Genomic DNA, 23,084 nt, shown 5'->3' on the forward strand with positions numbered 1-23,084 from the left:
GCAAGGGACTGAAAATCCCTGTGTCCGTGGTTCGATTCCGCGTCTGGGCACCATTAGAATAGCTAAAAATGTGATATATAGTGCAAATCAGTGTTTATGCTGAATTGCACTTTTTTCTTTTATTTATAGTACTTTGCAGTTTTATCCTGTCTTAATCTGTTTCTACTTATTTCAATACATTAAAAATTTATTGGCAACTTACTGGCAACTTATTGGCAACTATTTTAATAGACTAATTTATTTATAACATCTCTTAATTCTTTGATAGTCCAATGAGTGTATACACCATCTGTAATGTCTTTTTCCTTATGTCCAACAATTTTTTTTATTTTTGAAGCTGATTCATTTTTTAAACGTCGCATTTTAGTTATGAATGTATGTCTAATTGAATGTAAATTACCTGAAGTATTGTATTCTGAAAGAATTTTATCAAATTGATACTTTAAAGAATCATATTGTTCTTTAAACAAATACTTGTCGTCATTCATAAATTTTTTTATAATAGGAAAAATTAAATGATGAATAGGAATTTGCCTATTCATTCCGGCTTCGGTTTTTGATCCTGTTACAAAGTATCGCTCTTTTAAGTTAATATTTTTATTTTCTATTCTAAGTAGATCTGCACTTCTCATTCCAGAATAGAATAACATCAAAATCATAGCACTATACCTATCTTTAGTATTTTCATATCTTTTCCATAAAAGTCTTACAAAATTATCTTCAAACACTACTCTTTCAACAGTTTTGGTAATTTGTGATGAAGATTCTAAATATAGTGGGATATTTTCTGATACAATTTTATTCTTTATTGCATCTACATATATTGATTTTAAAACTGTAAGAGCTGCTTTTCCTTTATTTTTAGCATACTTATCAAGTCTTGTCTGATAATCTTTATAATCAAGAAATATAAATTTACATTCTAGTATATCTTCAAATATACTTTTGAAATCAGTAGAATATCTGTAAAACGTTTCTTCTGTTTTTATATTTTTAACGTGATTTGATTCAGTCCAGTGATTAAATAAATCAATTAATTTTAAATCGGCATAATCAACATTTAAATTTCTTGAATTAAATTCAAAAAGTATTTTTTTGGCTTCTTTTAAGGTTTCAGCACTTCCTATAATAGGTCTTTTATATTTCCCTTCTTCTGTTAAATAAGCAGCTGCTCGTACAATATATGGCTTTCTTGATTTCCCTTTCTTCTTAAAAATACTTCCTGTTCCGTTAGGATTTCTCATTGTTAAACACCTGCCTTGCTTGAAAGTGCTTTTACTAATAAAGAAATACTTTTAGATTTAAATTTTTTATTTTCAATGATGTTCCACACTTGAAGATGATAAATTAAATTATTTTTGTTTAATTTAAATTCAAAGAAAGTATTTTTTCCGTAACTTTGATTACCATAAATTAGAATATAAAAATTGAGCCATTTCAATTCTTCAAAATTTAAATTTTGATACAGAATAACATAAATTTTTTGATCGTGAAAAATAATTCTAGCTTCTCTTTTTTCATTTGTATTGAAATCATTTATAATTTCAACTTTATCATGCATAACTTTAAACACCTCTTTTCTGCCAGTGTTTTCAGTTACTTTTTTAAAATTTCTTTCCATAAGAAATCCTCCTTGTATAATATATTTATACAGAGTAGAATTTCTTAAAATTATTCAATATTTTTTATGATAAATTTATAGTATTTTTTTAAAAATTTTTTTATTTCTTCACTATCTATTGACAGGGACTCTAATAATTGTTTATTTACAAGCATTATTGCATTAATATCTTCAATGTTATGTATATTTTCATTATGAGATTTTATATTTTTATCATTATCTAAAAGAAAATAATTGGGATCTTTTTTATAAATTTTAGATAATAGTAGTATTTTGTCTGAAGGAATATTCTTTATCTTTCCTGTTTCATAGTCGTGTAAAGTAATTCTATGTAAACCAGTTAATTCAGATAGTTCATTCAAGGTATATCCCTGTTTCTCTCTTTCGAATTTTAATTTTTCATGTAGTTTCATTTGTCCTCCCGACTAAAAATTATATTAGATTAGTATATTTTTATATAGAAGCTAATAAATACAAATAAATTATAACATATTTATCAGTAATAACAAAAAAGAAATAGTATTTTATTTCAAAAAAAAATTTAAAACTTATTTTATTAAATAAATATGTTGAAAACTTACGAAAATGTGATATAATTGAATTAAGTAAAAATAAATTGTAATAAATTTAAATTAATCAAGAAAGGATGATAAAAATGAAAAAAAAAGGGAAATCTTTATATACTGTAACAGGGATTTCTAAACAAATAAATTTAAGTTACTGGAAATTTGTAGCATTAGCAAGAAGAGGAGATTTAGATTTTGTTAAAGCGGAAAAAATAAATGGTATTTGGAAATATTATTTTGATCCATTAAAAACAGCTAAATATCTTAATGAATACAAAGAAGTAACTAAAGGAAGAGTATAATAAATTATGATATGTTTCAATTTATTGAGAAATAAAATTGAAAATTATTTAAAGAATTAAGGGAATTTAAAAGAGGAAGGTGGATAAGTGGCTGTATTTAAGGTAAATAAAAATAATAATTATACGGTAATTTCAAACACTCACTTGAAAGAAAGAAAGATGACATTAAAAGCAAAAGGATTATTGACACTAATGTTAAGTTTACCTCCTGATTGGGATTATTCTATAGAAGGTTTAATTTCTATTTGTGTTGAAGGAGAGCGAGCTATAAATAGCACTTTAAATGAATTAAAAGAATTTGGATATTTAAGAATAGAAAAATTACCACCTCGAAAAGGAAAAAATCAATTTGAGTATATTTATAATATTTATGAAAAACCTTTGAAAAAAGAAGAACGCCAATTAAAAAATGTAGAGGTACAAAATGTAGGTCTACAAAATGTAAAACTACAAAGTGAAGCCGTACAAAATCAAGGACAATTAAATACTAATACATTAAGTACTAAAGAATTAAATACTAAGTTATTAAATACTTATTCTCTCTTTATGGAAAAATGGAATGAATTAGCAAAAGAATGTGAATTAAGTTTAATTAAATCTTTTACAGAGAACAGAAGGAAAAAATTATCTGAACTACTTGAGAAATTTACTCAGGAGGAAATCTTAGAAACTATGTTTAAAATAAAAAATATAAATTTTTTACTTGGAAGAACTGATAAATCAAACTGGAAAATATCATTTGATGATTTTCTGAATGAGGAAAAGTTTATAAAAATATTGGAAGGAGCTTATTATGATGAAGTTAAGTCAACTGGCAGAAAACAAGATAAAAAAATTGCAAAACCAAAATCAGCAGGAACAAAAAAAGAGTATGGATTCTGATGATGGGTTAAAGGAGGCGATACAAGCAGGTAGACAACTTAGGCAACAGGAATTACGGAAAAAAATTGAATATTTTCTTAATATTTCAAGTTTGCCGGTTCGATGGAAAGAATATGTTTTTGAAAATTCTGAAATATTATCTGAAAAAGAAAAAATAATTAAACAGAAACTTGAATATTATTGTGAGCATTTTAAAGAAGCTCAAAAGAATGGGTTAGGATTGTATTTATGTGGAGAGATAGGTACAGGAAAAAGTTTTTACAGCCTGTGTGTGTTTAATGAAATGCTAAAAAATGATTATAAAGTCTATAGAACTACTTTAAATGGAATTTATCAGAGAATCCAGTCAACTTTTAGTAATTTTAATAATTTAACTGAAGAACAGGTTTTTAAGGATTTGCTTCAAGCAGATTTGATAATACTAGATGACTTGGGAAAGGAAAATATATCAGAAACTTGGGGAAAGTCAAAGTTATATACAATATTTAATTTTTTCTATGAAAAAGAAAAATGTATTATTGTATCAACAAATTTAGGAAAAGAAGAAATTGCTGATTTTATGGATACACAAGGAAATGATGCACTACTGGACAGATTTCGTGAGAGACTGGATACTTTGGAGTTTGTATGGGAAAGCAGAAGGAAGGAAATAGGAAAGAAATTATTTGAAGAATTTTGGAAAGTGAGGAAAGTAAAATGAGTGCAAATGTTGATTTAGAAAAAGTTGTGGCTTTAATTGGGGAATCAATAGATTTTGTAAGGATAAATTTACAAGAAGGAACACTTTTAATTGATGGTGAGCCAATAGGTTATGCGGTTAAAAAAAAGGAAACTCAGAAAAATTTCTTTTATATAGTTGATCCAATTAGATTTGTTAAATATATAAAAGAATTAAGAAAATTACTTGTAGAATTAGAAGAAATGGAAATAAAATGAATTTATAATAATAAAAAAAATTCAGGAGGAAATAAAATGAAAATAATTAGCGTGATTAATCCAAAAGGTGGAGCTGGGAAAACAGTAACAGGGATAAATATTGCTTATGCTTTAAAAAATAAAGGAAAAACAGTTTTATTAATTGATACAGATCCAAGAGGGACGATAGCTTCATATCTTGATGTAAGAAATGATAATACAATTTTTGAAGCATTAAAGGAGTGCTATGATAGTTTAGGAATGGTAAACAAGGAGAAGTATATAAACGAAAAAAATGGAGTGGATATAATAATTAGTAATATTTATTTCAATCAGATTGATGAATTTTTCAAAAGAGAAGGAGATGAAAGTGGGCAGGAGCAACTGAAAATATTTAAGGATTTTTTTGAAAACTTTAGTGAATATGATTTTATAGTAATTGATACAGAAGGTACTGTGAATAACACAATAAGAGGTATTTTAAATGTAACAGACTATGTTTTTGCACCTTCAAAAGCTTCATTTATAGATACGAATGGACTTAGGGATTTACTTGAAATGATGGAAATTGCAAAAATGGATAATCCCAAAATTAAACTTTATAAAATATTTTTTGTGCAAGTGAAGGAAAATACAAAAGTGTTTAAAAAAGCACATATGGCAATGAAAAAGATTTTAAAAGAAAAGTATTCGGATATTTATGTGAGAGAAGATGCAAATATCTCAAATTCGATGGAAGAACATAAGGATATATTTAGTTTTAAAAAGAGTAGCAATGCAGCAATAGATTATAAAAATTTAGTAAATGAATTTTTGTATAATGAAGTTTGTATAAATAAAAGATAGGAAGGATTTTCTCGCATTTGGGGAAACCAATAGAACAATAACAATTTAATAACTGTGTAAAAATTGAATCACAGTTATTTGAATTGTTTATAATTTTTTTGGCAGGAGATATTATGGATAGACAGGAACTGTTAAATATTAATAAAAATCGAAAAATAGAAGTTGAAAGTTATCATAGTAGTTTTAATTTTGATAAATATGAGATAACTGATGAAAATGTTATAAAGGAAGTAACTCAGACTGAGGAAGATATACAGCAGATTGGAAAGTTTATGGCAAAAAAAGCTCTTGAGATGGGAAGAAAACTGAAAAGAATTCAGCAAATTTTATCAAGTCATGGAACAGGAACATTTGTAGCCTGGTTTAATTCGTTAGGGCTTGATAAGAATATGGTTTATCGTGAAATTAACAGATGGGAACAGTTTGAAAAATACAGAAATCCTGCAATTGCAGAAGCAAGTGTTAGGACATTGGAATATATAAAGAAAAACAATGATAAACTCGAAGAAGCAGAGATTGTGGAAATTCTTGAAGATCCACTTGAAGCAGCTAAAAAGATTAAGGAAATAGAAAAAAAAGGCAAGGAAGAAATAGAAATTAATTTTGATGAAAAAATACAGAAATTAAGTAAAAAAATTGAGAAAGCATATAAAAATATTGAAAAATGGGAGATGGAAATAAAAAAATTGAAAAGCAGGAATGATGATTTTGAAGAAGATTGATAAAAATAAGATAAATTCAATAAAAATTAAGGATAAAAGTATGGTTGTTAATTACTGGGGATGTTATTTTGATGAATATAAATTAATTTGAAATGGTTTTTCTCATGTGTGAGAAAATCAAAATTATTTTAAGAAAGGAAACGAGATAGGAAATTGAAATATTTTGTTAAAGTATTAATGATTTTAGGGATATTCATAATTGTTATGAGTATAATAAAATTTCAGGAAAATAATTTAAAAAATAAAGCAAAAGAGAATAAAGATATTCAGGAGAAACAACAACAGGAAATTTTAGATATTTGTAGAATAAATAAAGTTATGAAGATATATAGTCAAAATGACGGCGAAAGTTTTTATGTTGTTCTTGAGAATAAAAATATTTATAAAGTTGATGAAGATATGCTGGGAAATTATACAATTGGAGAATATTGTAAATAAATTAATAATTTTTCTCACGTGTGAGAAAATTTAAAATTACATATAAGGATGATGATATATGAACATAATAAATAATACATTAAATAATAAAACTCAAATTGAAGTTGATGATAGAATAATAGATGTAAATGATATTGAAAAAATTGAAAGAAATCCGTTTTCGTTTAAAATATTTAAGTTAAATATAAAATTAATTACAGGGGAAGTCATTCAGGAAAAATATAAATCACTTAGTGAAATGCACAAAAGTTATGAGAAATTGATAATAGAAGCTGGATTTGACTTTTCTGGGAAATTAAGAGAAGAAAGAGTAAAATATACAAACGGAAATATATATTTAAGAAATTTGATAATTACTTCTAGCGAGTTAATAGGGATAAGGCGAATTGAAGAGTTAAGGAAAGGATTAAAATCAATGATGTATCGAGGAGCAAAAGGAATGTATGATACTAAAATAGAACTATTTTTGAAAGGTGGGAATGTTATTACTTTAGAAGCGGAAAATGAAAAGTACGGTGAATATGATTTTGAGCAATTAAAAAAAATTGTTGAATCAAAAAAATGTATAGCAGAATAAAATAAGAACTAAACTAATCGTAATATATATTATGGTTAGTTTTTGTAATTATGAGAAGATTAAAATACTAAAAAGAAAGTTTAAATATTTAAAAAATAATTTGGGAGGGATATATGAAAATATATGATATAAGATTATTAAGAACAACGACGGGAAAGGAGCATATATGTTTTTTTTACAAGACTTTACCTAAAAAAAGGATAAATGAAACAATAGATATTTTTAAGAGAAATGTAGGATTAATAGTAAACAATCAAATAAATGATATAAAAATAAAGGAATATATAAGCGAGGAAACATTTGTAAAAATTATGAAAATGATAAAAGTAAGTGATAATAAAATGGGAAAATACAATATGAAGTTGTATAGAAATGATAAAATATGGATGTATAAAATTGAAAATATTTCAGATGTTGATATAAACTTTAAAGATTGTGATATTTTATTAGACAGAAGTTTTTTCATAAATAATAAATATATAAAATATGTGATTATAAAAAATAATACGGGGGTATAATTGTGGCGATATTTCATCTTAGAATGAAGAAAAGCAAAAGAGGAAGTAAATATATTCCGCCTACTGTACATTCGGATTACATAAACAGAGAGAAAAAATATGATAAAAAAAAGGATTTACTTTTTAAAGAAGTAAGGAATCTTCCTGAAGAGTTTAATGACATCAAAGACTTTTGGAAATGTGCAGAAACTTATGAGAGAAAAAATTCTAATCTGTACAGGGAACTTGAAATTTCATTGCCGAGAGAGTTTACTCCCAAAGAAAATAAAAAGATAGTAGATAATTTTTGTGAAAATCTTTTTGGAAAAGAATATGTGTATAACTATGCAATGCACAATCCAAAAAGTTTTGATGGGGATATGCAACCACATGTGCATATAATGTTTTTTGAAAGGAAAATTGATGATATTAAAAGAGATAAGAATAAGTATTTTAAGAGATATAATCCTAAAAATGTAGAAAAAGGCGGTTGGAGAAAAGATGAAAAATGGAATGAGAGAAGTACGTTAAAAAATATAAGGAAAGAATGGGAAACGTTTTTAAATTTTGAACTTGAAAAAAAAGGAATAGAGAAAGTAAGTGCAAAATCGTTAAAGGATCAGAAAAGGGATGCAGAAAATAATAATGACTATAAGAAAGTTTATGAGTTAAACCGTGAACCAGTAAATATTGATGGCAAGATTTTGTATAGAAAAGAAAGTGAGTTAAGTGATAAGGAAAAAGTTAAGAAGAGAATATTTAATAAAAGCAGAATTTTAAAAGCTGGAACAGATTTAATGAAAAAATTACTTGAAAAATTGAAAAAATTGGAAAGGGAATATGAAAGTTTAAAAAGAGATAAAATAGAAGATTTAGAAAATTTGGAAAAATTGAGAAGGTTAGAAAAAAGTGTCAGGGATATAAAAAAGAAGATGTCAAAAGATAAAATTGAAAATACTGTATATAACTTGATGACAGATAAAAAGTACTATAAATTTCTGAATGAGAACAAAAAAATTGACAAGGAACTAAAAAACACAAAAGAGAAAAACAGGATAAAATATTTAAAAATTATAAAAGAAAAGAATTTAAAAAATTTAGAAAGTTTAAGAAATGAAATTCAAAATGACTGGAAAAAGAAGTATATTTTTGATAAACGAGTTGAAAATATTAGGGAAAAATATTTAAGAAAAATTGCAAATTTTGAAAATGAAAAGGACATGATATATGAAAATTTAAAAGAGAAAAACATTAAATGCAATGATGAAAAAAATGGATTGTATAATATAAATCATTTGCAATTTATTTATGAAAAAGATGGACTGAAAGAGATAAATAAAATTGAAAAAGAACTAAAAAAATTAGTGAAAGAGTTAGATAATAATGAAGAAATAGTCAGTCAGGAAACTTTGATAAAAGATAAATATTCAAGTTATGAATTTTCAAAATTGGAGAAAAATATTGCGGAGAGTAAAATTAAAATAGAAGGATTGCAAAAAGAACTTAACAAAAATTTGGATGTAAGTGAGCAAAAATATTACTTGGGCTGGTTAAAAAGAGAAATAAAAATAAAGGAAGATTGTGAAGCAAGAAAAGAAAATATTGAAGTAAAAATCCAACAAAAATTGCAGGATGAACTTTTAAAAAACGATAATTCCAAAGTTCAGGAAAGGGAAAAAATAAAAAAAATTATTAAGAATATAGGAGCCATAAAAGTGTTGGATAAGAAAAAAAGATTGTCTAAGGAACGACAAATAAGTATAGAAAAACGGAACAGGAAAAAGAAAAGTAAAAGTTTAAATGGTACAAATTATGATAAAAATTTGGGAGGTATAAGTGGTGATTTTAGAATAGAAGATATAGAAGTTTTGGATGAGCTGGAAAGATAAAAATTTCTAATGAGAGTAAATACAGATAGGTTTAGGGACAGTAAAAAGCTGTCCTTTTCTGTAAAAATAATTTTTTGAAGGTATAGATATTACTAAATTTCGAGAGTGTCCATAATTTTGTGTAAGTTAATAGATGAATTCAGTAAATTCAATACTTTGCTGTTTTATTTACACAAAAATTTTTACACATTCCTAATTTCTTAGAAATTAAACACGAACGAAGTGAGTTTTTGAGTGTAAACGAAAGTCATTTTTTCACAATTTTTTGTGGTAAAAAAATCACGATAAGTTTCTAAAAATTTTTAAATTTGAGAAACTTGTAAGCGTGCTTTCCAAAATTTAGGAAAATTTGGGAAAGTTTATGTGGAAAAAAATTTTTAAAAGGGCTTGACTTTTTGAAAAAATTGAGGTAACATTAATGCAAGAATAAAACAGCGTAAAAAATGAGAGCCCAGTTTTAGGAGGTGTATAGGCAGGATACAGAACTTTTCCTTAAACTCATTTTAAAAGAAGAATAAAACAAAGTAGCGTAAAATTAAATATAGAGAGCCTAAATGCAGAATTATTGGAAAAAACATTTCTGAGATTTTGTACAGGCTCTTTTTTTGTTCAAAAGCGAGGTGAAAATATGAAATTAGATTTAAATATTAGGAGTCCTTAACCAGAATATTGTGATAAAAAACAAATATATAAAATTAAATATAGGAGCCTGAGTGCAGAATTATCGGAAAAAATATTTCTGAAATTTTGTACAGGCTCTTTTTTTGTATAAAAGGGGATGATAAATAATGAAAAAAATAAAAGTTAAGAATGTATTGTTAAATAAAAAATTTCAATTACTGTGTCTAATAATTTTGTTTTTGGTAACAACTGTGATAAGTCAGGCAACTACAAGTGGAAATGCGGGGATATTTGCAACGCTTGTAACTTTTCTGACAAATATGAATAATGGACTGAAAATAGTCTTTTCACTTGGGGCTATTGGGTGCATAGGATTTGGAGTATTCAAAATGTTGACTGATCCAAACATGACAGCAATAATAACTCTGTTAATAGGGGTGGCTTTGGCACTTGCACTTATTTTTGGTTCAGAAGATATAGTAAAAGGACTTGGTGGAACTATGATTGATACAGCTCTTTTGGAAGGAGTATAGACTTGGATTTGAAAAGAATAAGCAGGAAAAGGGATATTTTTAAATTAAGGACTGATGTCAAAAGAGAAAAGACAAGTTTTGAAAAAAGGGCTGAAACTTTGTTTGAACTTGCGGAAACAAATGCAAAGTTAAAAAAGGGATTAGGAACAAGCATAGTTGTTATTCTTGTCTTATGTTTAGTACTGGCATATTTCGCTATAAGAACAAATATAAAGGTATTTCTTGTTCAGGTTGACAAAACAACAGGAGCTCCAATGGAAGTGAATGTATTGACAAAATCCAATGTGAAAGTTGGGGAGAAGGAAACAAAATATTTTATATCAAAATTCATTTTGGATGTAAGAACTCTTCCGAAAGACACAGCATATTATGATAATAAGTTAAAGGAAAATGCTTTTTTCTTAACACAAAATTCGCAAAAAAAATTGGATGCGATGATTCAGGAAACAGGAACAATACAAATGCTTGCAGATAAAATTACAACGAATGTAAATATAGTTTCAGCTAATAAACTTACAAATACTTCAAATACTTATCAAGTCAGATGGAAGGAAAAACAGTTTTCTGAAACAGGGATGGAAATACAGGATGCGAGCTATCTTGGAGTATTTACTGTGGAATATGTGAATGAAAAAAATGAGGAACTGGTGGCTAAAAATCCATTGGGAATAATAATAAAGGATTTTACAATTTCGAGGGAAAATAATTAGAAAAATGAGGGAGATGTATGATAAAGAACAAGTTAAAAAAATTTAATAGAAAAATATTATCAGTGCTGTTTTTGATAATAATGTCGGTTAATATTTTTGCAAATGATGGAAATGTAAAAGAGAATATTACGGTAGATGTGGTAAAAAATAGTCAGAAAATATTTGATGATGATGGAATATTAAGTGGAAAAAAGGATGCAATAAAAAAGACAGCCGTTATATTTAATTATGCGGAAAACAGCATATATGAAGTTTATTCCAAGCCAGACTATTTAACGACTTTAAGGCTTGCTCCAAATGAAAAAGTGGTATTTAAGGCTGGCGGAGATACAGAACGTTGGATGATTGAAGAGGCGACAGGTGGGAAAGAGAACAGAACATATATATACATAAAGCCGCTTGAAGAAGATATAAAGACTAACATAAATATAGTTACAGACAAGCACAGTTACTTTATTAATATTGAATCCACAAATGGAGAATACAATCCTTTAGTTGAATGGCAATATCCAAATGAGAGAAAAATATTAATGGACGAATATGAGGCTCATACGGAAAGTATTGGCACAACAGACTTAATGAAACTGAATTACAGATATTCGTGGAACAAGAACTCAAAACTTTCTCCAGTTCAAGTATTTGACAACGGAGAAAAGACATTCATAGTATTAAAGTCAAATTTGCAGGAAATGCCAGCTTTTTATGTAAAAGGGGTGGATAATCAACTATCTTTAGTTAATACAAAAATTGAAGGACGTAATGTTATGATTGACAACGTTGTAAAAGAAATATATATGACACTTGGAAAAAATACATTGAAGATATATAACCAGAAAAAATAGAAAAGGGGGTGTCTTGATTGGTAAATAAGAATGACTATTTTGAAACTTCTGAAGATGATTTTGCAGAACAGAAGGAAGAAGAAATATCTCTTGAGGATGAGGGGATAGGAACGATAAAAAATTCAAAGATAAAAATAGAAGAATTTTTTGATAAGAAAAAAGTTGCTATCCTAGTCTGCATAATTTCGGCTTTAATTTTTGCAAGCATATATTTTGCAAATCAGGCTAAAAAAAATGAAAAGCCAAAGGAACAGGGGAAAAAGGAGTCAATGTCAACTGGAACGGGACTGGATATAAAGGATGCGGTGAATGCTCAGAATAAAAATACTCAAACTCCTGAAGGTGTAACGCAGGATGGAGTGGCAAATATAAATACGACGACTGATGGAACTGGAACGCCTAACCTATCACAGTATGATTCTCAGTTAGGTTCAGAATACAATAATGACAATCTTGATTCAAATTATGGTTCAAGTTCATCATTGTTTTCAGATATTTCAGAAGATAAAAATTCTAATGATTCGACAGTTTCAGAAGAAAAAAGCAAGGAATGGAGAAAGTCTGCAATAGGATTTGATAAAGGAGTTTCAACACAAACTCCGCAAACGCCAGAACAGTATCAGGAACAGCAGCAAGTTCCTCAGAATGTGCAACAACAAAATGAAAATGATACAGATCAGAATAAACAAAAGTCAAAGTCTTTATTCCTGAAACAAAAACAGGACAGCTTCTATTCGACTAATTTAAAAAATCCTGCAATAGGGAAATATGAGTTAAAGACAGGGAGTTTTATTCCAGCTGTTCTTGTAACGGCAATCAACTCTGATTTGCCGGGAGATGTGATTGCTCAGGTTAGAGAAAATGTCTATGACTACCGTACTGGAAAGTATATTTTAATCCCTATGGGTACAAAAATAGTTGGAAAATATGATAGCAGTATAACGTATGGACAGAACAGAGTTTTATTGATATGGCAAAGACTGGTTTTTCCAAATGGCTCAACACTTGTGCTTGATAATATACAGGGAGTGGATTTGCTGGGGAATGCTGGCTTAAAAGGAAAAACCAACAACCATTTTTGGAAACTTATGAGAAGTGTGTTGTTGTCTTCTGCCATAAATATGGCTTCAGGCTCGCTTGAAAGTTTTAATGTAAATATTGAAGCTAGAAGCAGGTCAAGAGTGAATATTGGTACAGGTGCTTCAGATGCGGCACAGAATATTAGAAGCATTGGGGAAAGAATGGTTGAAAAGGATTTGAATAGACAGCCTACAATTGAGATAAAAAGAGGTAAAAAATTTAATATCTTTGTAAGCAAGGATATAATTTTATCTCCATATAGGAAATAATTATGGACAAGAAATATAAGCCGCTTAGAAATACGAAGCCTATAAAATGGATTTTTGCAATAATAATGTTTATTTCAGTAAATATAACAGGTTTAATGATAGTATCAACAAACTATATGGAAGAACTGGAAAAAGTTAATAATTATACTACTTTTGCCAAAATACGAAGATTAATAAAACCTGTAATTATTGGGAAAAAGAATCAGTATATATACTTTCCGTCTGAAAACTGGGAAATAGTAATGGAAAAAACTCCTAGATTAACTTCGCAGTTTCAATTAGGTATGTGCTTTATATTTGCTGGCTCGTTAATTATTTTAACAATGCCGTACTGGAAAAAAAGGAAACTGAAATCACACGGAGATGCTGAATTTGGAACATATGATGATTTGAAGAAAAATAAGAAAAAGCCGTCGGATGTAGATTTTTTAAGTGGTAATGAAAATGGTTTTGTTATTGGATATGTAAAAACTTTATCAGGAAAATTAAAATTGCTTTATGATACGTCAATGATACATATTGCCTTGTTCTTGCCAACAAGAGGGGGAAAAGGTGTAGGATACATTATTCCGAGCCTTATTGCAGGATTAAAAGAAAGGTCAACTTTTATTTCTGACATAAAAAAGGAAAATTATGAACTTACAAGCTGGTACAGAGCAAAGATATTAAAACATAGAATATTAAAATTTGAGCCAATGAATGAACTTTCAAATAGCTATAACTTTTTATCAGAAGTAAGATATGGAACAAATTATGAGATTGAAGATTGCAGAATAATTGGAACAATGATCGTTGGGGAAGATGAGAGCAAGGATCCGTTTTGGGGAGACAGTGCAAAAGATACAATTTCTACTTTAACTGGCTATGTTCATTACAGAGAAGTAAGCAATCGTCCTGAAGAAGATCCTGATATAACAGATGTTAGAGTTTCACTAAACGATGTAATATCAATAATCACTAATACTGAAAATTCTTTGTATAGAATGTTTGCAAAATATCTTGGAAAGCCTATGGAAGAAGATGAATACGAGGATGAAATGTCAAAAGATTTTATTCTAAAGAAAAAAACAGTTGAAAGGCTTAGGAAAATATATACTGATGATGAATCAATTAAAGCATTAAACAAAGGACTACATCCATTTGTTGCAAAACAGTTTGGATATTTATTACAAAATACAGGAGAAAATACGTTTAAGTCTATCACATCAACAGCAAAGACTAAATTACAGGTATTTGAAATTCCTTCGGTTGTGAAAAATATAGGAAAGTCTGATTTTAGGGCAATGGACTTGGTTAATAATGATAATCCTGTGGATTTATACTTTGTAATAAAACCAAAAGATATAGATTTATTGGCTCCATTAGTACGAATAATGTATATTCAGCTGACAAATTTATTAATGGAAAGTTTAAGTAAGAAAAATTTTAACATAACATTTTTAATGGATGAGTTGAATGCTTATGGTAAGATGAAACCTCTTGTAAAGGGATTGGGATACTATGCAGGATTTGGAATAAAGATGGTTGGAATATTTCAGGGTCTTGATCAATTAAATTCAACGTATGATAAACAAGGGAAAGAGGTGTTGAATGGATGTCAGATTCAGATATTTGGTAGGCCAAACGACGAAGCTGCACCTGACTATATTTCAAAGACGCTTGGTAAGGAAACAATCAAAGTAAAGAGTAGAAACATTGGGCTAAAAGGGGGAGGAAACGTTTCAGAGCAAGGAAAAGATTTATTAAGTCCTTCAGAAATAAGACTGCTGCCTGATAGAAAGGCAGTTGTAATTACGGGATATAAAAAACCTTTATTATTAGATAAGCTCTATTATTACGAGTATCCTGAACTGCTAAAAAGGACACAGCACCAGCCAGTATTTTTTAAGGACGGATATGTAATATTTGAAGCAATGAAGGGGATGTATGAATACAAACATACATTTAAAATGAAAGAGGAAGATTTTTATGATGATATAAAATATGAAAAAATTATTGAAAAGGCAAGAAAAAAGTATAAATCAGAAAAAATAGGATAGGGGGATATATGGAAAATATTGAAGAAACAATTAATGGTTCAGATGAAATAATAAAGAAAAAGAGAAAAACTAGAGAAAAAAATTATACTGAAAGAATAAAAAGAAATAAAGAAAAAGTTGCCAAACTGGAGAAAATAAGGGATGATTCCCAAAAGGAAATTGAAAAGGTTGAACAGGAAAATGCAGATATTTTAAGAGAGATTTTAGAAAAATCTGGTGTAGAAAATAAACTTTTAAAAATCATAATTGAAAGTCCAAGCAATGATGAAATTACTAAAAAAATGAAGGAACTGGCAGAAGTATTATGACGGAAAGTGAAAAATATGAACTTCAGAAGCAGTCACAAATAGACTTTGTAAATGAAAGGCTGTCAGCACTGAAGGAATATATGGAAGATGATGATATTACTGAAATAATGTTAAATCCTGATGGATATGTATGGGTGGAATCATATGAAAGGGGAATGTATAAGACAAATACATATCTGAATGAGATGGAAGGATACAAAATTATTCAAGTATTGGCTTCGTACAACTCAAAGATAATTTCTGAAAAAAATCCAAGACTTTCTGGAAATTTGCCAAATTCTGACAGATTTCAGGGAGCTGCAAAAGGAATTACTAAAGGGATTCCAATATTTACAATAAGGAAAAGACCTAAAAAAATATTTACGCTTGATGACTATTTAGCAATGGGTTCAATTACAGAATTTCAGAAAAATTTTCTTACAGAAGCCATTTTAGGTAAAAAGAATATAGTTGTATCAGGTGGAACTGGTACAGGAAAGACAACATTTACTAATGCTCTTGTTGATTATTTAAAGCAAGTTGACAGAATTAGGAATACTGTTGAAAGAATATACATTATTGAAGAAGTTGAAGAAATTATTTGTGATAAGGAAAACGTATTAAGAGTATTTGTAACTGAAGATGTTTCTGCACTGGAATTATCAAAAGACGCACTTAGACATAGACCTGACAGGATTATTCAGGGAGAACTCAGATATGGAAAAGAAGCTGAGGAGATACTTAAAAACTGGAATACTGGGCATAGCGGAGGATTTACAACAGTTCACTCAGATGGTGCAGAAGAAACTTTGGAAAGATTGGAAGAACTATTGATGGAAGTTGACAGGAATCCAAGGCAGCCGCTTATAGGACGTTCTGTGGATGTAATTGTAAATATTATAAGAACGGTTGAAAATGGTAAAACTGTAAGAAAGGTAAACAAGATAATCAAAGTCAATGGTTTTAACAAAAAGATAAAGGAATATGAAATTGAGGAGGTAGGATATGAAGCTGAAGGTTTATAAGTCTTTACTGGATGTGAAGATGATAATGGGGCTGCCATATAAGATTTTTATATTGCTAGTGTTATTCACAGGAATCATATTTTTAATATTCAGGCATTGGATAATTTTTATACCAGTAGGAACAATATATATTCTATGTGCAGTTATGTCGGTAAGGGATCCAATGACATTGGAACTGATAATGGAGCATTACAAAACTGAAAGATATTTAAATCCTTAAGCGAATATTGAAAATAGAAGCGAAAAGAAAAAATATTGAAAGGGGAATAATTGAAATGAAAGAAAAAATTATGAATTTTTTAGAAGAAAGAACAAAAAATGAAGGCGGATACACTACATTAAGCAGAAATCAGATAATGGAAAAACTGGGAATAAAAGAAGAAGAAAAGTTTAATGAAGCATTTAAGGAATTAGTACAGGATAATAAAGTATTCTTTCATCATTCAACAGAAGAAAAAATAAATTATGATGGTTCTATATTTGAAGCTCATAAAATAAAATATTTTACCAATAAAGATAAATCACTTGAATTTAAAGATAGCTATGAAAAAAAACTAGAAGAAGCAGCGAATAAAATAAAAGAAACAGAAAAAGTGAAGGGAGAAAAGCTTTCAACATTATCAGATAATGCAAAATTAATTTACAATACATACAAAGAAAATTTAGGAAACTTAGCATACCTTGACTCAAAATCAGTCAGAGAAAAAACAGGACTAGAATTTAAAGATTTTGTAGCCGCACAAAAAGAATTATCAGCAAATAAAGTGTTATTTACAACAAAAATATCTAAAAGTAATGAAGAAAAATTCGTATTAATAGATAGAGGAGATATCTTAAGCAAAGTTCTCAAAAGAGAAGAAATCAAAGAAAATATTAAAGGTAATCAGAATAAAAAAAATTATAAAAATAAAGAAAAGGAAAGATAGAATGGGAAAAACGCTTGATAACTACAAGAATTCATTTATGTATTATATCCCTTGGGATTTCCTTCTCAATGACTTTATTCTTGTTAATAAAAATATGGGGTTTCAGGTAACTTTGAAAGTTAGAAATCACGACTTGGATTTTTTTACTGAAGAAGAAATAAACTTGAAAATATTGCAGTATAACAATGCGATAAAGAAACTGCCTGATAATTTTATTGTTCATTATGAAGTTCAGAGAAAGAAGTCAAGAGGATATATTGAAACAGAAATTAATGATGGTTTTATACCTACAGTTCTTATAGAAAATGAAAGAAAGGATTTATTTTCAAAAGGGGAATATTTTAAATGTGACTACTATATAACATTGACATATTTAATAGCAGAAGATGCTGAAAATAAGATAAACTCATTGCTGGCTAGTAAAAAGGAGGATGATTCAGAAGAAAAAATGGCTGAAGAAGCTGAAAGGGAATTAAAAATATTTAGACAAAAAGTAGCTTCATTTATTGCATTATTAAAATATGCTACAACAAGCATTGAAGTCTTGCAGGGAGACGAACTTATGGCATATATGTATTCCACAGTGAATGCTGAATTTCCTGAAAAGAAGAAAATGCCTACATCTCCTCTATATCCAATTGATCAATATTTGTCAAACTCAAGTTTTGAAAATGGAAAAGACACGAAAATACAAAGACTGACAAAGACAAAGCATTTAAGGACAATCTCAGTTAATCTGTTTCCTGATGAGATAGAGTCAAGAGTTCTGAAAAAACTTGAAAGCCTGGACTTTGAATTTAGAATGTCGGCAAGATACATTATACTTTCGCAAAATGAATCAAAAAAGATGTTAAAAAACTTCTTTATTTTTCATCAGGGAAAGCAGAAGAACTTTGGGCAGTATATAACGGAGGCTATAACTAAAAAGCCTTCATTTAACATTGATGAGCTGGAACTAGCAAAAACAGAAGAAGCCAAAATGGCTTTAAATGAATTTAAGGAAGGCGGAATGAGTTATGGCTATTACACATTTACCATAATACTTGCTGATGAAGATATAAAAAGGCTTGAAGATAATGCACTTAAAATAGTAACAATATTTGATGAGCAGGACTTTACTTGCTCGATTGACAAGTACAATATTTTTCCCTCATATTTAGGAGCTATTCCAGGAAATGTGAAGGCAAATATAAGAAAATATCCAATAAACTCAATGCTTTTAAGCTGTCTTTTCCCTACTTCATCACTGTATCGTGGTGAGGAAGTAAATGAATTTTTTAGGGATAAGAAAAATATTACAGGTGTTCCGCTTATGATGACTAAAACAGACTTGAATGATATATTTTACTTTAACCTTCATATAAAGGATGCAGCACATACGCTTATAGCAGGTCCAACAAGGTCAGGAAAATCAGTATTATTAGGAATGTTAGTAGCTGAACTAAAAAAATATCCTAATGCGCAGGTATTCTTTTTCGATAAAGGTGGCTCGATACGTGTTTTAACTGCCTGTATGGGTGGAAAATTTTATGACTTGGGAAAAGGTGGAGATAATGATTTGGCATTTCAACCACTTGCGAATATTCATATCGAAACAGAAAGAGCATTTGCAAGCAACTGGATAATTTCTCTTCTTCAACAGGAAAATGTAATTGTAACGCCTGATATGAAAAGCACAATCTGGGAAACGCTTACTACTCTTTCAAATGATCCGCCTAACAGGAGAACGATGACAAATTTTGCATTTACAGTTATGAACAAGGAAATTCAGCAAGCACTTGAGCCATACACAAATATAGGTTCATATGGAAAATATTTCGATAATAATGAGGATAATTTTTCAGACTCAAACTGGCAGGTATTTGAAATGGGAAGAATAATAGAAGATCCAAAAGCGACAGCTCCCATATTAAGCTATCTGTTTCATAGAATAGAAGTGGAAAAATTAACCAAAGATTATCTGACTGCAATCGTAGTTGATGAGGCTTGGTTTGCAATGGAAAACGAAAGTTTCAGGCTTAAATTCAATGACTGGCTTAGAACCCTTGCAAAACTGAATGCCTTTATAATCTTTGCAACACAGTCGCTTGATGAAATTGCAAAATCTGAAATAACGCCTGCAATAGTTGATGGATGCAAGACAAAAATACTTCTTCCCTCTCCACAGGCAAAGAATTACTGGAAAGAACTTTATTCAAAATTTGGCTTAAATACAATAGAAATTGAAAAAGTTGCACGAGGGGAAATGCAGAAACAATATTTTTATAAAAGTGATCTCGGATCAAGGGAATTTGAAATGGATTTAGGGAAAATTGAACTGGCTTATGTAGGTTCTGCAAGTTCAACTGATCAGATAAAAATACAGGAAATATGTGCAGAAACAAATGATTTAAAGGAAATTAACTTAAAATGGCTAGAATACAAATTAGGTAAAAATAGTCAGGAATTTAGAAGATGCAAGGAAATTATACAGGGAGGTAACTAAAATGAAAAAAATAATATTCTTTTTAATGGTAACAACAGTTATATCAGTAAATTCGTTTTCAGGAATACTTGGAGGAGGCAGTGGGGCTTCTGATTACTGGCAGATGAAAACATATTTTGAAAGTGTGGCAATCAATGCACAGACATTAAAAAGCCTGAATGCACAGTTAAAGGAGATAGAAAGACAGATTGAGCTTTCAAAGAAACTGCCTGAAGCCTATCTAAAAAAATATATAAGCCAATATGATGACACAATAAAGACATTAGTTAGAATAACAAATACCACAAAATCAACATTAAGAGATGCAAAAAAAGCCGAATTATGGTTTAAAGATGTCTATGCTGATGCTAATAACAGACAGTATATGGCTCTTCTTGACAGATTTACAAACACGCTTGACAGTCTTTCAAGGGACGCAATGAAGTCAGGCTCTATGAATGAAGTGGCCATGAAAAAAACATCGGATAATGCAAGGATACTTATAAGAAAAACTCACGAGGCAAAAAATCCACAACAAGTATTGGAAGTGCTATCACAATGGAGTGCCAACCTGTCAGTACAGATGAATGCAATAGCCGATATGATTTCAACTACAAATAGACTTGACGCATTAAAGGCGGCTGAAGAAGTGCAGGCAAGAAGGGAAGCTCAAAAAAGAAGTGAATATACGAAAAACAGTTTAAACAATCATATAAAGGCAATGGAAAATGAAGTGAAGAAACATAAGAAATAAGGAGGAGAAATAATTGGCGGCGGCAAATTTTCAATTTGATACGGCACTGATTGAACCGATAATCAGTATGCTTGATACAGGAATGACAACCCTAATGGTTGTAATATTGACACTCGCCTCATCATTTGCTGTGCTGGACTTATCATTTACAGCCTTCTTTAACTGGTCGGAAAATATAGGCAATACACTTGTCGAAACTATAAAAAAACTTGTAAGATATGCACTTACTTTTGGGCTTATAAAAATGTACAAGGAACTGCTGGATATGGCATATAAACTATTTTCCGATATAGGAAATTTATTTGGAGAAGGGCTGGGAAGTCCGTTAAAAGTGCAGAGTATTTGGGATAAGTTATGGGAGGAATTAAGCAAGTTTTTAAGTATAGGCTTAAAGTTTCAAGATTTTTGGGCTATCTTATACTTTGTTTTATTTATTATTGGATTCGTATTTTTAGTGTTTATAATATCAACAATAACAATAGCGATAATACAGTTCCATGTAGTTGGAAAATTGGCAATAATATATCTTGCTTGTCTACCGCTTGACGCTTTGAGCGATATAGGTAGAAAAACTTTAGGAGCAATAGTTGGTTCAGGTACTCAGCTGATGGTTGCGGTTGCACTTTCATCTATGGGAATAAAAATATTAAAGTCTTATCCTATTCCTGAAAACATAGGGGCAGAAAATAACGAGCCTCATACGATAATTATGTGGCTCGCAGTATTCATAGCAATTTCATTTTTAATAAAGAACTATCAGAGCATAGCTTCCCTAATTTTATATGGACAAGGCGGATTAAATGGCTCACAGTTTGGTAATTTTACTGGAAATGTTGTTAGTGCAGGAGGCTCGGCTGTAGGAGGAGTTACATCTTTACTTGGAAGTGCTGCAGTTGGTGGACTAGGTGCTGCAGTTGGTGCAGTTGTTGGCGGAGTGTCTACTGGAGGAGCAGGAGCAATAGCAGGTATGAAGACAGGAGCAAAGATAGGCTCTAAAATAGGAAAATATCCTGGAAATCTGACTACTTCGGCTGCTGAAAATGCAGGAAAAGCAATAAAAGTAATGACAATGGACTTTGATCCGATCGCTTCAGGCAGAAAAGTAAAAAATATGGCCAGCGATGGAATTAAAAAATTTATGGGCAATAAAAAAGATGATAAGAAAGATACCGAAGAAAATAAATCACAAGAAACAGAAAATACAAACAGTAAAAATCAAAATTCTCAAAATGTAAATAAAGGAAATGAAGAAAATAAATCAGGAAATGCGGATAGAACAGCTGATACAAAAGAGGCTGAAGAAAAAATAAGAAGTGATAACAGCAAGAATGCCTCAAATAAGGATTCTCAAAAACAGACAAACGAAGGAAATAAAGACACGCAAAAACATTCAGAAAATACAAAAACAAAAGAAACTAAGAATAGTAATAACGAGACTTTTGCAGAATCTGAAATGAGGAGAGAAAAGGACAGCAAGGAATAAAATATGTAAGGACAATGACAATAGAATATTAATCTAGTCTTAAAAAATTCAGATTGAAAAAACTATTAGATGTGATATAATATTATTGTAAAAATAGAAATTTAAAAGAGGCGATAAGAATGGCAACTTCAAGTTTTACAACAGAATTAAGATTTGATACAGAGGAAAAAGTTTCATCATTTTTAGAAGCTATTGAAAATGCAAAAAATAATAAACCGCTAGATATAGATGTAGAATATGAATTTATTAAAGGGAATGATATTAAAAAATTTTTTGAAGAAACTTCTGAAAAGAAAGGAGAATAATGAAATTTACTACGTTTTCTTTAACAGAGTTGTTATCACAAATTGGAGAAGATAAAGTTCGTAATAAATTAAAAGGATTTAGAAGTAAAGACAAAGACATTGAAAATTTTTTGATAAATAAGGCTATTTTCTTTGAAAAAATTTCGATTTCTTCAACATATTTAATTTTTAATTCTGAAAAAGAATTAGCAGGCTATTTTTCCATAGCAAATAGAAGTTTAATACTTCAAAAGGAAGATTTAGATATAATTTCAAAAACTTTAAAAAAAAGATTAACTAAAAGTGCTTCTGAAAATAAATCAGGTGATTATGTAATTAATAGTTTTCTTTTAGGTCAAGTTGGTAAAAACTTTAATTTAGAGAAAAATAATTTAACAGGAAATGAAATTTTAAAAATTGCGTATGAGTTATTGTTAGAAATCAGACAGAAAATTAGAGTAAAATTTATTTGGCTTGAATGTCAAAATAATGAAAAAATCTTGAATTTTTAC

27 protein-coding genes are annotated in these 23,084 nt (G+C 29.1%); 24 read left to right on the plus strand and 3 right to left on the minus strand.

All coding sequences use genetic code 11. From position 1 onward, the window contains the following. Positions 1–224: 224 nt before the first annotated feature. The 3 genes from ACO409_RS07110 to ACO409_RS07120 are packed head-to-tail and all read right to left on the minus strand — an operon-like array spanning position 225 to position 2,034. Complete coding sequence (locus ACO409_RS07110; protein WP_021747062.1) at positions 225–1,244, minus strand: tyrosine-type recombinase/integrase; 1,020 nt, start codon at positions 1,242–1,244, stop codon at positions 225–227. Positions 1,245–1,246: 2 nt separating this feature from the next. Next, the gene (locus ACO409_RS07115) at positions 1,247–1,621 is read right to left on the minus strand and encodes a hypothetical protein (RefSeq protein WP_021747061.1); all 375 of its coding nucleotides are present in this window, start codon (positions 1,619–1,621) and stop codon (positions 1,247–1,249) included. Positions 1,622–1,671: 50 nt separating this feature from the next. After that, entirely contained in the window at positions 1,672–2,034 is a 363-nt protein-coding gene (locus ACO409_RS07120; protein WP_021747060.1) for a helix-turn-helix domain-containing protein, read from the minus strand. Positions 2,035–2,276: 242 nt separating this feature from the next. Here ACO409_RS07120 and ACO409_RS07125 point away from each other — a divergent pair, with 242 nt between their 5' ends. The 24 genes from ACO409_RS07125 to ACO409_RS07240 all read left to right on the plus strand — a co-directional run. After that, a complete protein-coding gene (locus ACO409_RS07125; protein ID WP_026749676.1) occupies positions 2,277–2,489 on the plus strand; it encodes a hypothetical protein in 213 nt (70 codons plus the stop codon). A gap of 87 nt (positions 2,490–2,576) precedes the next feature. Beyond that, the gene (locus ACO409_RS07130; protein WP_314395545.1) at positions 2,577–3,371 is read left to right on the plus strand and encodes a hypothetical protein; all 795 of its coding nucleotides are present in this window, start codon (positions 2,577–2,579) and stop codon (positions 3,369–3,371) included. Beyond that, positions 3,283–4,071 carry an ATP-binding protein gene (locus ACO409_RS07135; protein ID WP_485556107.1) on the plus strand — a complete coding sequence of 263 codons (789 nt, stop codon included), beginning with the start codon at positions 3,283–3,285 and terminating at the stop codon, positions 4,069–4,071. The genes ACO409_RS07130 and ACO409_RS07135 overlap by 89 nt, the downstream gene beginning before the upstream one ends. Then, complete coding sequence (locus tag ACO409_RS07140) at positions 4,068–4,307, plus strand: hypothetical protein (protein ID WP_485556108.1); 240 nt, start codon at positions 4,068–4,070, stop codon at positions 4,305–4,307. Before ACO409_RS07135 ends, ACO409_RS07140 begins: the two co-directional genes overlap by 4 nt. A 36-nt stretch (positions 4,308–4,343) precedes the next feature. Continuing rightward, positions 4,344–5,132 (plus strand): ParA family protein, encoded by a 789-nt coding sequence (locus ACO409_RS07145; RefSeq protein WP_485556109.1) that lies wholly within the window; start codon positions 4,344–4,346, stop codon positions 5,130–5,132. A 113-nt stretch (positions 5,133–5,245) separates the two neighbouring features. Further along, a complete protein-coding gene (locus tag ACO409_RS07150; protein WP_299267445.1) occupies positions 5,246–5,854 on the plus strand; it encodes a hypothetical protein in 609 nt (202 codons plus the stop codon). 204 nt (positions 5,855–6,058) lie between these two features. After that, complete coding sequence (locus ACO409_RS07155) at positions 6,059–6,292, plus strand: hypothetical protein (RefSeq protein WP_178938333.1); 234 nt, start codon at positions 6,059–6,061, stop codon at positions 6,290–6,292. Positions 6,293–6,350: 58 nt separating this feature from the next. Further along, the gene (locus ACO409_RS07160) at positions 6,351–6,869 is read left to right on the plus strand and encodes a hypothetical protein (RefSeq protein WP_314391988.1); all 519 of its coding nucleotides are present in this window, start codon (positions 6,351–6,353) and stop codon (positions 6,867–6,869) included. 113 nt (positions 6,870–6,982) lie between these two features. Continuing rightward, positions 6,983–7,387 carry a hypothetical protein gene (locus tag ACO409_RS07165; RefSeq protein ID WP_021747051.1) on the plus strand — a complete coding sequence of 135 codons (405 nt, stop codon included), beginning with the start codon at positions 6,983–6,985 and terminating at the stop codon, positions 7,385–7,387. A 2-nt stretch (positions 7,388–7,389) separates the two neighbouring features. Continuing rightward, positions 7,390–9,255: a MobA/MobL family protein gene (locus ACO409_RS07170; RefSeq protein ID WP_315045840.1), complete on the plus strand. Its 1,866-nt coding sequence runs from the start codon at positions 7,390–7,392 to the stop codon at positions 9,253–9,255. Between the two features lie 788 nt (positions 9,256–10,043). After that, the gene (locus tag ACO409_RS07175; protein WP_021747049.1) at positions 10,044–10,409 is read left to right on the plus strand and encodes a hypothetical protein; all 366 of its coding nucleotides are present in this window, start codon (positions 10,044–10,046) and stop codon (positions 10,407–10,409) included. Between the two features lie 2 nt (positions 10,410–10,411). Continuing rightward, on the plus strand, positions 10,412–11,119 hold the full coding sequence (locus ACO409_RS07180) for a VirB8 family type IV secretion system protein (RefSeq protein WP_021747048.1): 708 nt from the start codon (positions 10,412–10,414) through the stop codon (positions 11,117–11,119). A gap of 17 nt (positions 11,120–11,136) precedes the next feature. Beyond that, positions 11,137–11,961, plus strand: a complete 825-nt coding sequence (locus ACO409_RS07185) for a TrbG/VirB9 family P-type conjugative transfer protein (protein WP_315045847.1) — start codon at positions 11,137–11,139, stop codon at positions 11,959–11,961. A gap of 17 nt (positions 11,962–11,978) precedes the next feature. Further along, complete coding sequence (locus tag ACO409_RS07190) at positions 11,979–13,310, plus strand: TraB/TrbI/VirB10 family type IV secretion system protein (RefSeq protein WP_315045849.1); 1,332 nt, start codon at positions 11,979–11,981, stop codon at positions 13,308–13,310. A gap of 2 nt (positions 13,311–13,312) precedes the next feature. Further along, on the plus strand, positions 13,313–15,349 hold the full coding sequence (locus ACO409_RS07195) for a type IV secretory system conjugative DNA transfer family protein (protein ID WP_485556110.1): 2,037 nt from the start codon (positions 13,313–13,315) through the stop codon (positions 15,347–15,349). Positions 15,350–15,357: 8 nt separating this feature from the next. Further along, positions 15,358–15,657, plus strand: a complete 300-nt coding sequence (locus ACO409_RS07200) for a hypothetical protein (protein WP_021747044.1) — start codon at positions 15,358–15,360, stop codon at positions 15,655–15,657. Then, positions 15,654–16,661, plus strand: a complete 1,008-nt coding sequence (locus tag ACO409_RS07205) for an ATPase, T2SS/T4P/T4SS family (RefSeq protein WP_485556111.1) — start codon at positions 15,654–15,656, stop codon at positions 16,659–16,661. Before ACO409_RS07200 ends, ACO409_RS07205 begins: the two co-directional genes overlap by 4 nt. Next, the gene (locus ACO409_RS07210; RefSeq protein ID WP_314080810.1) at positions 16,642–16,881 is read left to right on the plus strand and encodes a VirB3 family type IV secretion system protein; all 240 of its coding nucleotides are present in this window, start codon (positions 16,642–16,644) and stop codon (positions 16,879–16,881) included. Before ACO409_RS07205 ends, ACO409_RS07210 begins: the two co-directional genes overlap by 20 nt. A 55-nt stretch (positions 16,882–16,936) precedes the next feature. Next, a complete protein-coding gene (locus ACO409_RS07215; protein ID WP_315520932.1) occupies positions 16,937–17,587 on the plus strand; it encodes a hypothetical protein in 651 nt (216 codons plus the stop codon). Position 17,588: 1 nt separating this feature from the next. After that, complete coding sequence (locus ACO409_RS07220) at positions 17,589–20,072, plus strand: VirB4 family type IV secretion/conjugal transfer ATPase (RefSeq protein WP_485556112.1); 2,484 nt, start codon at positions 17,589–17,591, stop codon at positions 20,070–20,072. A 1-nt stretch (position 20,073) separates the two neighbouring features. After that, entirely contained in the window at positions 20,074–20,805 is a 732-nt protein-coding gene (locus ACO409_RS07225; RefSeq protein ID WP_485556113.1) for a hypothetical protein, read from the plus strand. A gap of 13 nt (positions 20,806–20,818) precedes the next feature. Then, positions 20,819–22,288, plus strand: coding sequence for a type IV secretion system protein (locus ACO409_RS07230; protein WP_485556114.1), 1,470 nt, complete (start codon positions 20,819–20,821; stop codon positions 22,286–22,288). Between the two features lie 119 nt (positions 22,289–22,407). After that, on the plus strand, positions 22,408–22,593 hold the full coding sequence (locus tag ACO409_RS07235) for a hypothetical protein (RefSeq protein WP_485556115.1): 186 nt from the start codon (positions 22,408–22,410) through the stop codon (positions 22,591–22,593). Further along, positions 22,593–23,084, plus strand: a 492-nt coding sequence (locus tag ACO409_RS07240) for a GNAT family N-acetyltransferase (RefSeq protein ID WP_485556116.1), incomplete at its 3' end; no start/stop codon positions are given. The genes ACO409_RS07235 and ACO409_RS07240, both read left to right, overlap by 1 nt.

The organism is Leptotrichia sp. (assembly GCF_057270615.1).